We start from the raw sequence: 8,674 nt of genomic DNA, 5'->3' as shown, positions 1-8,674 counted from the left end.
CTGGGGGACCCCCCCTTCCCTCACCCCCCACCCAAACCGCCTGCCCGACGAACGGCACTGGGGGGAAAACGCCCTTCTTCCCCCCCCCTCCCCCCGTCCGTGCGGGCGTATCGGTGTCAGCGGATCTGCTCGTCGACCGGGGTGGTCTCCTCGGCGGTCCGCGGAGCCGGCACGGCCACGGGCTCCGGCGTCTTCATCGGGAAGAGCCGCTGAGCGAGCGGCTGCGTGTACCGCGCGGTGAGCGGTCCGATGATGACGAGGATCAGTACGTACGCGGTCGCCAGCGGGCCGAGCCGGGGCTCGATGCCCGACGTCACGGCGAGGCCGGCGATGACGATCGAGAACTCGCCGCGCGCCACGAGCGCGCCGCCGGCCCGCCACCGGCCCTTCAGCGAGATACCGGCCCGCCGTGCGGCCCAGTACCCGGTGAAGATCTTCGTGCAGGCCGTCACCACGGCCAGCAGCAGCGCGGGCAGCAGCACCGGCGGAATGCTCGCCGGATCGGTGTGCAGTCCGAAGAAGACGAAGAAGACGGCCGCGAACAGGTCGCGCAGCGGCAGCAGCAACTGGTGCGCGCCCTCGGCCACTTCACCGGACAGTGCGATACCCACGAGGAAGGCGCCCACGGCGGCGGACACCTGCAACTGCTGGGCGAGACCGGCCACGAGAATGGTCAGACCGAGGACGACCAGGAGCAGCTTCTCCGGATCGTCGCTCGACACGAACCGCGATATCTGCCGGCCGAACCGTACGGCGACGAACAGCACCAGGCCCGCCGCGCCCAGCGCGATCGCGAGGGTGACTCCGCCGGTCGCCCAGCCGACTCCGGCCAGCAGGGCGGTGATGATGGGCAGATACACGGCCATCGCCAGGTCCTCGAGCACGAGAATGCTCAGGATCACCGGCGTCTCACGGTTGCCGAGCCGTCCGAGGTCGCCGAGCACCTTGGCGATGACGCCGCTCGACGAGATCCAGGTGACACCGGCGAGCACCACGGCCGCGACCGGCCCCCAGCCCATGATGAGCGCGGCGGCCGCGCCGGGCAGGGCGTTGAACGTCATGTCGACGAGGCCCGCCGGGTACTGCGTCTTGAGATTGTTGACGAGGTCGCTCGCCGTGTACTCGAGCCCGAGCATCAGCAGCAGGAGGATGACCCCGATCTCGGAGCCGATCTCCACGAACTCCTCGCTCGCGCCGAGCGGCAGCAGCCCGCCCTCGCCGAACGCGAGACCGGCCAGCAGATAGAGCGGGATCGGCGAGAAGCTCAGCCGGCCGGCCAGCCTCCCGAGCAGCCCGAGGGCCAGGATGATCGCACCGAACTCGATGAGGAAAACAGCGGAATGCATCCGATCACTCCCGACCCAGGATCGCGGCCGCCGCCTCGACACCCTCACGGGTACCGATGACGATGACGGTGTCCCCGCCGGCGAGCCGGAAGTCCGGGGCCGGCGACGGTATCGCCTCGGCGCGGCGCAGCACGGCCACGATCGACGCGCCGGTCTCGGTCCGCATCGCCGTCTCACCGAGCAGGCGGCCGTTCCAGTGCGAGGCCCCCGGTATCTCGATACGTTCGGCGACCAGACCCAGATCGGTGGTGTGGAGCAGATTCGGGCTGTGGTGCGAGGGCATCAGCGCATCGATGAGATACGCCGCTTCACCCGAGGTCAGCTTCATCGACAGGGCGCACGCGTCCGGGTCGTCGGCCTGGTACGCGCTGAGCGTACGGCCCCCGTTCCGGTGCGCGACGATCGACAGAAGCCGCTGTTCGCGGGTGGTGAGGTCGTAGCGATGGCCGATCCCTGGCAGTGGTGTCCGGCTGAGCCGTGAAGCGGGCACGTCTCTCCCCTTGTCCGTGCGTGCATCGTGTCCGGGCTGCGCCCCCGGCGCCCATTAATTGGCGAATGCATCTTTCAATGTCGCAGTCACCTTATACGGCTCATCTTTTGGCAAAGAAAAAGTCAGGTGTGCCTGGTCCGCCGTGGGCGTCAGGGGACGAGACGCGGGTGCGCGGCGAGCACGGTGTCGACCGTGTCGGCCTCCCCGGCCGTCTTGTCGTCGCGGTAGCGCAGGACGCGCGCGAACCGCAGGGTGACCCCCGCCGGGTAGCGCGTCGACCGCTGCAACCCGTCGTAGGCGATCTCGACGACCAGTTCCGGGCGCACGGTGACGACATGACCGTCGTCGCCGACGGCCAGCTCTTGCAGCCGCACGGTCTGCCACGCCAGCAGCGCGTCCGTGAGCCCCTTGAACGTCTTGCCGAGCATCGCGTACGAGCCGTCCTCGCGCCGGGCCCCCAGGTGCAGGTTGGAGAGCTTGCCGGTGCGCCGTCCGTGCCCCCACTCGGCGGCGAGCACCACCAGGTCCAGGGTGTGCACCGGCTTCACCTTCAGCCAGGAAGCGCCCCGGCGGCCCGCGCTGTACGGGGCGTCCACCCCTTTGACCACGACACCCTCGTGCCCCCGGTCGATGGTGTCGGCGAAGAACTGTTCGGCCGCGGCGCGCTGTCGCCCGTCGGAGCCGTCCTCGACGACGTACCGGCGCACCCGCATCGGCTCCGGCACCAGCCGCACCAGGTGCGCGTGCCGCTCGGTGAACGGCAGGTCCAGCAGATCGGGCCCGCCCGTCCCGTCCTGGCCGGCCCCTTCCGCGTAGAGCACGTCGAAGAAGACGGGGGAGAGGGGGAGCGCCTCGGCGGCGCGGGCCACGTCGACCCGCGAGCCGACCCGCCCGGCCACTTCCTGGAAGGCGCGCGGTCTTCCCGTGTCGTCGAGGGCGATGACCTCGCCGTCGAGAATGAACCGCTCACCCGCGAACTCCCGTACCGCGGACGTCACTTCGGGCAGCCGCTCAGTGATGTCGTCGAGCGTGCGGGTGTACACGTGGACGTCGTCCCCGTCCCGGTGCACCTGGACCCGGATGCCGTCGAGCTTCTCCTCGACGGCGCACGTCCCGAGCTTGTCGAGCGCGTCCCCGACCGCGGCCGCGGTGTGCGCGAGCATCGGCAGCACCGGTCGGCCCACGGTCAGCCGGAACCCGTCGAGCGCGCCGGGGCCGCCCGCGAGCAGCGCCTGCGCCACCGGCTGGAGTCCGCCCGCGAGCATCGCCGCGCGCCGCACGTCCGCCGGGGGCGTGTCCGTCGCCCGGGCGAGCCCTTCGAGCGCCACCGCCTCCAGCGCGCCCTGGCGCACCTCACCGGTGACCAGACCGACGAGGAACCGCTGCTCGTCCGCGGTGGCCGCGCCCATCAACTCCGCGACCAGGCGCTTGCGTTCGGCCTGTGAGCCGGAACCGGAGACGTCTCCGACGGCGCTCAGCGCGGCGTCCACGTCCTGCACGCTCAGTCGCGGCCGCTCGGCGGGCGCCACCGGGTCGGCGAGCACCCGCCAGCCGATCCCGAGCCGTCCCTGCGGCAGGCGTCCCGCCAGATAGGGGATGACGATCGGTACGTCGTCGGGCGAGGCGTCCCGGAACAACTCGGCGAGCAGCGCGATCTTCCGCGTCCGAGCCGAGGTGGCGGCGACGTCCTGGGACACCTGAGCGAGCCGGGCGAAGAGCATGGAGCCATCGTGCAACGAGGGACGGAGCGGCGCATCGCGCGCGCGGAGCCTTACCGGGGCAGGGCTGCCATCAGGTGCCAGAGGGATTTTGTGACGGTGGGCGACTTATGCCGGATGATGGAGGGGTGAGTGGCACAGGTCACACCGCTTTTTGTGCAACGCCGTAACGCGTCTCCCGGCGCCCCGTCGAACCGGCATCAGGGACACGCAGCGCAGCAGCAGAAAGGGAGCCCGCCATGCCGACCACCCTGCCCGTCACGCTGGAACAACCGACCCGCGCCCGGCTCGTCACCGCCGGGCCCACCGCACCGGAACGCGCCCTCACCGTCGCTCTCCGGTACGCCTCGGCCGACCCACTGGCGATCAGCCTGGTGTTCCCGGCCGCGGTCACGCTCACCGGCACCGAGGTGACCTGGGCCTTCGCCCGCTCGCTCCTGGACGAGGGCCTGCGCACGCCCGCGGGCGCCGGCGACGTCCATGTCTGGCCGTGCGGCCGGTCCCGCACCGTCATTGAGCTGCACGCGCCGGAGGGGCTGGCGGTGGTCCAGTTCGGCACCTCGCCCCTGCGGCGCTTCCTGCGTCGTACGTACGCGCTCGTGCCGCCCGGCGACGAGGACCTGACGGATCAGGTCCATCGCGCGCTCATGGCGTTTTTCGGCCCCGACGTCGGCGAGGACGTCACCTGAGGCCGACGCGGGTGAAGAGAGTCAGGCGGCGTCGAGTTCCTTCTCGATGGCGGCGATGACCTCGGGCGCGTCCGGGACGGTCTGCGGGGAGAAACGGGCCACGACATCACCGGACCGGCCGACGAGGAACTTCTCGAAGTTCCAGCGGATGTCACCGCTGTGCCCCTCGGCGTCCGCGGCCTGCACCAGGTTCGCGTACAGCGGGTGCCGGTCCGCGCCGTTGACGTCGACCTTCTCCGTCATCGGGAACGTGACGCCGTACGTCGCCGAGCAGAACTCGGCGATCTCGTCGGCACTGCCGGGCTCCTGCCCCATGAACTGGTTGCTGGGCACACCGAGCACGCTGAAGCCCCGCGCCGCGTACTGCTTCTGGAGTTCTTCGAGCGCGGTGTACTGCGGGGTGAGGCCGCACTTGGAAGCGACGTTGACGATCAGGACGGCCTGGCCCTCGTACCGCGCGAGGCCGGCGTCGCCGCCCTGTAGCGAAGCGATCTGGATGCTCTCGTAGACAGACATGATCGGAGCGTACGCCGTCGTGTCCGGGTGATCGCTTCCCGGCCCGGCGGTGGCCTCGGCAGGGCGACGTCGCCGGGCGGACTCAGCCGGTGCGGTCGGTCAGGTACACCGAGCGCAGTGTGAGCCGGTCCGTGGCGGCGGTCCCGTGCGGACGCAGGGTCCAGGAGTCGCCGGTGCAGTCGGGCTCGCTGAACACCATGACCCAGGTGTCGGTGTCGTTGTGCGGTGCGAAGGCGGGCTCGGAGGAGTCCGGGTCCACCGTCTCCGGCAGAGTGATGCAGGCGGGGCTCTCCGGGTCGTGCAGCGTGATCGACTGCGGATGGCCGTCGAGGCCGACGAACTTGTACGAGAAGTCGCCGGTGGCGGCGCTCGCGGACGCCGACTGTGTGCAGACGAGAGCGAGCGCGCCGAGTGCGGCGGCAGCGGTGTGGCGAAGGCGCATGAGACCCATTTCTTGCTGATGGCCGGGATCTGTTGTCTGTCGCGCTCTCCCCGGGCGTCCGTGCCCTGACGCGCGCCGTCACCCGCGTGTGGGCTGATGTATCGATCCTCCTTGCGCTGTGTGGGTCAACCGGGTCCTGCTCATGACGGCGCTCCGCCCCGCCTCCCCAGGTGGACGACCGCGCTGCGCGTCGGCTTGCACGGAAAATCGAACACGTGCTCTATTGAGGGTATGCGGAACTCCGTCACCGATGACCTTGTCCAGACACAGCGGGAGTGGACCGAGACCTACGAGCGACTCGCGCGGGAGCCCGGCCGTACCGCGTTGCGGCGGCGACTGCTGTACCTGTCCCGGGTGCTGGCCGGTGAGCGGCTCAGCCCGGGGGAGCAGGCCGAGCTGCGGCGCCGGGCGCGGCAGGGAACCGGTCGTTCATGACGGGGGCGGGGGCCGACAGCCTTGGCGGCGGTGCGGCGGACGACGGGTATCCCGAGATAGTCGTGCAGCGGCCGGCGCCGGGCGGGGGCCGCGGGGTCACCGTCGGTGCCGTGCGGCTCGGGCTCGCGCACAGCGACCGCGACGTGATCGAGTTCCTGCGGCGCGCCGGGCTCGACGACGCCGATCAGCTCGTGCTCGGGGACTCGCCGGTCGTCCAGTGGCGCGGCGGGCGCGCACACGAGTACGGGGCGGCCTGACGGGGCCTCCCGCTCCCGGAACCGCAACGTCGATTCCGCGGTGAGCGTCTGCCCGTCGGCCGCGAAGGGGTAGGCCCAGCGGAACGTCACCAGGGGTGGGCTCGGGCGGCCGGCGAATTCCGGTGTCGGGCTACGCGGCCGCCGGGCGTCGCAGCCGGCCCCGCGCGACCAGCTCCACCGTCGTCGCCACCGCGATCGCCTGCACCGCCATCAGGGCCACCAGCACGAACAGTTGCACCGCGCCCGCCATCACCGGCGACGCACCGCCCAGGAGCATGCCGACGAACGCGCCGGGCAGCGTGACCAGGCCCACCGTGCGCGTCTGGTCGAGACCGGGGAGCAGCGCGTCCGACGCCGCCGGGCGGGCTATCTCCAGGCGTGCCTCCTGCGGGAGCAGCCCGAGGGCCAGACACGCCTCCACCTCGCCCTTGCGGGCCGTCAGCTCGTCGAGGGCGCGCCGGCCCGCCAGAACCGTCGCCGTGAGCGCGCCGCCGATGAGGATGCCGGTGATCGGGATCAGCGCGATTCCCTGCACCGGGACAAGTCCGCAGACGACCAGGGCGCCGACGACGGGCGCCACCGGCACCGCGATCGGCAGCGCCGCCCAGGCCCAGCCGCGGCCCGCGGTGATGCGGCGCCCCGCCGTGCGCGCGGCCACCGCGAACATGAGCAGAACGAAACCGATCAGCGCCGCGCCGTGCTGCACCACCCAGCCGATCACCAGCGACACCACACCCAGCTGCACGGCGGCCCGCACCCCCGCGACCGCGATGTCGCGCGCGCGGCGCCACGAGGCGTCGGGCGCGAGCCGGAAGACCGCGGCCACCGTGACGGCGACCAGCATCAGGGCGACGAGGACCACCGCCAAGGTGGCGTTGACGGGCAGCAGCGTGGACGCGGCGAGGGCGGGGGCAGACAGCACTTGGGCGGCCTAGAACGGCCGTGCCCGCGCACCGGAACTGTGCCGCATCATGATCATGGGTGAGGATGGGGGACGTAAGAACGTGTGCGGGAACCGCGAAGAGAAAGAAGGCTGACCGTCATGGCGCAGCAGGTGCAGGGCGTGATCGCACGGACGAAGGGTGCTCCGGTGACGATCGAGACGATCACCGTGCCGGACCCCGGGCCCGGCGAGGCCGTGGTGAAGGTCCAGGCGTGCGGGGTCTGCCACACCGACCTGCACTACCGGGAGGGCGGGATCAACGACGAGTTCCCGTTCCTCCTCGGGCACGAGGCGGCGGGCGTCGTCGAATCGGTGGGGGAGGGAGTGACCGAGGTCGAGCCCGGTGACTTCGTGATCCTCAACTGGCGTGCGGTGTGCGGGCAGTGCCGGGCCTGTCTGCGGGGCCGCCCGCAGTACTGCTTCAACACCCACAACGCGAAGCAGAAGATGACCCTCGCGGACGGCACCGAGCTCAGCCCGGCGCTCGGCATCGGCGCCTTCGCCGAGAAGACCCTGGTCGCCGCGGGCCAGTGCACCAAGGTCGACCCGTCCGCCTCGCCCGCGGCCGCGGGACTGCTCGGCTGCGGCGTGATGGCCGGGATCGGCGCCGCCATCAACACCGGCAACGTCGGCCGCGGTGACTCCGTCGCCGTCATCGGCTGCGGCGGCGTGGGCAACGCGTCGGTGGTCGGCTCCCAGCTGGCCGGTGCCTCGAAGATCATCGCCGTCGACGTCGACGACAAGAAGCTGGAGACGGCCCGCAAGCTCGGCGCCACGCACACCGTGAACTCGCGCACCACCGATGCGGTCGAGGCCGTGCGCCAGCTCACCGGCGGCTTCGGCGCGGACGTCGTCATCGAGGCGGTCGGCCGCCCCGAGACGTACGAACAGGCCTTCTACGCGCGCGACCTGGCGGGCACCGTGGTCCTCGTCGGCGTGCCCACCCCCGAGATGCGCATCGACCTTCCCCTGCTGGACGTGTTCGGGCGCGGCGGCGCGCTCAAGTCGTCCTGGTACGGCGACTGTCTGCCCTCGCGCGACTTCCCGATGCTCATCGACCTGTATCTGCAGGGCCGCCTCGACCTGGACGCGTTCGTCACCGAGACCATCGCGCTCGAGGACGTGGAGAAGGCGTTCGAGCGGATGCACCACGGTGACGTGCTGCGCTCGGTGGTGGTGTTCTGATGGCCGACGGCAACGCCACCGGCGCGCGCATCGAGCACCTGGTCACCTCGGGGACGTTCTCCCTGGACGGCGGGACCTGGGACGTCGACAACAACGTATGGCTCGTGGGTGACGACGAGGAGGTCCTCGTCGTCGACGCCGCGCACGACGCCGACGCCATCGCCAATGCGGTCGGCGACCGGCGACTCGTCGCCGTCGTGTGCACGCACGCCCACGACGACCACATCGACGCCGCGCCCGCACTGGCCGAGCGCACCGGCGCCCCGATCCTGCTGCACCCCGCGGACACCGAGCTGTGGAAGCGCACGCACCCGGATCGCGGCCCCGACGGCGACCTCGCCGACGGTCAGCAACTCACCGTCGCGGGCGTCGAGTTGACTGTCCTGCACACCCCGGGGCACTGCCACGGCGCGGTCAGCCTGTACGCGCCGGCGCTCGGCACGGTCTTCACCGGCGACACCCTCTTCAAGGGCGGACCGGGAGCGACGGGCCGTACGTTCAGCGACTTCCCGACGATCGTCGACTCGATCCGCGAGCGGCTGCTCACACTGCCGCCCGAGACCGTCGTCCGCACCGGACACGGTGACAGCACGACGATCGGGGCGGAGGCGCCCGACCTCGACGACTGGATCACGCGAGGTCACTGAGGGGCC

The 8,674-nt window shown here is 71.4% G+C and carries 11 protein-coding genes; 5 read left to right on the top strand and 6 right to left on the bottom strand.

Annotated features, from left to right (window positions below; genetic code table 11):
* Window positions 1-116: 116 nt before the first annotated feature.
* The 3 genes from ACFVDP_RS02250 to ACFVDP_RS02240 all read right to left on the bottom strand — a co-directional run bounded on the left by ACFVDP_RS02250 (window position 117) and on the right by ACFVDP_RS02240 (window position 3,557).
* On the bottom strand, window positions 117-1,346 hold the full coding sequence (locus ACFVDP_RS02250; RefSeq protein WP_383481852.1) for a cation:proton antiporter: 1,230 nt from the start codon (window positions 1,344-1,346) through the stop codon (window positions 117-119).
* A gap of 4 nt (window positions 1,347-1,350) precedes the next feature.
* Window positions 1,351-1,836, bottom strand: a complete 486-nt coding sequence (locus ACFVDP_RS02245; protein WP_383481849.1) for a cation:proton antiporter regulatory subunit — start codon at window positions 1,834-1,836, stop codon at window positions 1,351-1,353.
* Window positions 1,837-1,985: 149 nt separating this feature from the next.
* Entirely contained in the window at window positions 1,986-3,557 is a 1,572-nt protein-coding gene (locus tag ACFVDP_RS02240) for an ATP-dependent DNA ligase (protein WP_383481847.1), read from the bottom strand.
* 236 nt (window positions 3,558-3,793) lie between these two features.
* On the opposite strand from ACFVDP_RS02240, the gene ACFVDP_RS02235 reads away from it, so the two are divergent.
* Window positions 3,794-4,243, top strand: a complete 450-nt coding sequence (locus ACFVDP_RS02235) for an SsgA family sporulation/cell division regulator (RefSeq protein WP_383481844.1) — start codon at window positions 3,794-3,796, stop codon at window positions 4,241-4,243.
* Between the two features lie 21 nt (window positions 4,244-4,264).
* Here ACFVDP_RS02235 and ACFVDP_RS02230 read toward each other — a convergent pair whose 3' ends face one another.
* Window positions 4,265-4,759 carry a glutathione peroxidase gene (locus ACFVDP_RS02230; protein WP_383481841.1) on the bottom strand — a complete coding sequence of 165 codons (495 nt, stop codon included), beginning with the start codon at window positions 4,757-4,759 and terminating at the stop codon, window positions 4,265-4,267.
* 82 nt (window positions 4,760-4,841) lie between these two features.
* Complete coding sequence (locus ACFVDP_RS02225) at window positions 4,842-5,201, bottom strand: hypothetical protein (protein ID WP_383481838.1); 360 nt, start codon at window positions 5,199-5,201, stop codon at window positions 4,842-4,844.
* A gap of 231 nt (window positions 5,202-5,432) precedes the next feature.
* Between ACFVDP_RS02225 and ACFVDP_RS02220 the strand changes: the two genes are divergently transcribed.
* Together ACFVDP_RS02220 and ACFVDP_RS02215 are read left to right on the top strand one after the other, a co-directional pair.
* The gene (locus ACFVDP_RS02220) at window positions 5,433-5,636 is read left to right on the top strand and encodes a hypothetical protein (RefSeq protein WP_383481835.1); all 204 of its coding nucleotides are present in this window, start codon (window positions 5,433-5,435) and stop codon (window positions 5,634-5,636) included.
* Complete coding sequence (locus tag ACFVDP_RS02215; RefSeq protein ID WP_383481833.1) at window positions 5,633-5,893, top strand: hypothetical protein; 261 nt, start codon at window positions 5,633-5,635, stop codon at window positions 5,891-5,893. The genes ACFVDP_RS02220 and ACFVDP_RS02215 overlap by 4 nt, the downstream gene beginning before the upstream one ends.
* A gap of 130 nt (window positions 5,894-6,023) precedes the next feature.
* Here the strand turns inward: ACFVDP_RS02215 and ACFVDP_RS02210 are convergent, their stop codons facing one another.
* Window positions 6,024-6,737 carry an ABC transporter permease gene (locus tag ACFVDP_RS02210; protein WP_383484269.1) on the bottom strand — a complete coding sequence of 238 codons (714 nt, stop codon included), beginning with the start codon at window positions 6,735-6,737 and terminating at the stop codon, window positions 6,024-6,026.
* A 198-nt stretch (window positions 6,738-6,935) separates the two neighbouring features.
* Between ACFVDP_RS02210 and ACFVDP_RS02205 the strand changes: the two genes are divergently transcribed.
* Together ACFVDP_RS02205 and ACFVDP_RS02200 are read left to right on the top strand one after the other, a co-directional pair.
* Window positions 6,936-8,021 carry an S-(hydroxymethyl)mycothiol dehydrogenase gene (locus ACFVDP_RS02205; RefSeq protein ID WP_383481830.1) on the top strand — a complete coding sequence of 362 codons (1,086 nt, stop codon included), beginning with the start codon at window positions 6,936-6,938 and terminating at the stop codon, window positions 8,019-8,021.
* Window positions 8,021-8,668, top strand: a complete 648-nt coding sequence (locus ACFVDP_RS02200; RefSeq protein WP_383481828.1) for an MBL fold metallo-hydrolase — start codon at window positions 8,021-8,023, stop codon at window positions 8,666-8,668. The genes ACFVDP_RS02205 and ACFVDP_RS02200 overlap by 1 nt, the downstream gene beginning before the upstream one ends.
* Window positions 8,669-8,674 lie beyond the last annotated feature (6 nt).

Origin of the sequence: Streptomyces sp. NPDC057694, from assembly GCF_042799415.1 — a bacterium.
Lineage (GTDB): Bacteria > Actinomycetota > Actinomycetes > Streptomycetales > Streptomycetaceae > Streptomyces.
Note: the sequence above shows the minus strand (reverse complement) of the source record. Positions and strands in the feature narration are given on the sequence as shown.

Excerpts from the sequence above, each read along its gene's own strand:
- ACFVDP_RS02215 (WP_383481833.1), top strand. The coding sequence starts at position 5,633 with ATGACGGGGGCGGGGGCCGACAGCCTTGGCGGCGGTGCGGCGGACGAC.
- ACFVDP_RS02210 (WP_383484269.1), bottom strand. The coding sequence starts at position 6,737 with ATGCTGGTCGCCGTCACGGTGGCCGCGGTCTTCCGGCTCGCGCCCGAC.
- ACFVDP_RS02250 (WP_383481852.1), bottom strand. The coding sequence starts at position 1,346 with ATGCATTCCGCTGTTTTCCTCATCGAGTTCGGTGCGATCATCCTGGCC.
- ACFVDP_RS02205 (WP_383481830.1), top strand. The coding sequence starts at position 6,936 with ATGGCGCAGCAGGTGCAGGGCGTGATCGCACGGACGAAGGGTGCTCCG.
- ACFVDP_RS02230 (WP_383481841.1), bottom strand. The coding sequence starts at position 4,759 with ATGTCTGTCTACGAGAGCATCCAGATCGCTTCGCTACAGGGCGGCGAC.
- ACFVDP_RS02200 (WP_383481828.1), top strand. The coding sequence starts at position 8,021 with ATGGCCGACGGCAACGCCACCGGCGCGCGCATCGAGCACCTGGTCACC.
- ACFVDP_RS02220 (WP_383481835.1), top strand. The coding sequence starts at position 5,433 with ATGCGGAACTCCGTCACCGATGACCTTGTCCAGACACAGCGGGAGTGG.
- ACFVDP_RS02225 (WP_383481838.1), bottom strand. The coding sequence starts at position 5,201 with ATGCGCCTTCGCCACACCGCTGCCGCCGCACTCGGCGCGCTCGCTCTC.
- ACFVDP_RS02240 (WP_383481847.1), bottom strand. The coding sequence starts at position 3,557 with ATGCTCTTCGCCCGGCTCGCTCAGGTGTCCCAGGACGTCGCCGCCACC.
- ACFVDP_RS02235 (WP_383481844.1), top strand. The coding sequence starts at position 3,794 with ATGCCGACCACCCTGCCCGTCACGCTGGAACAACCGACCCGCGCCCGG.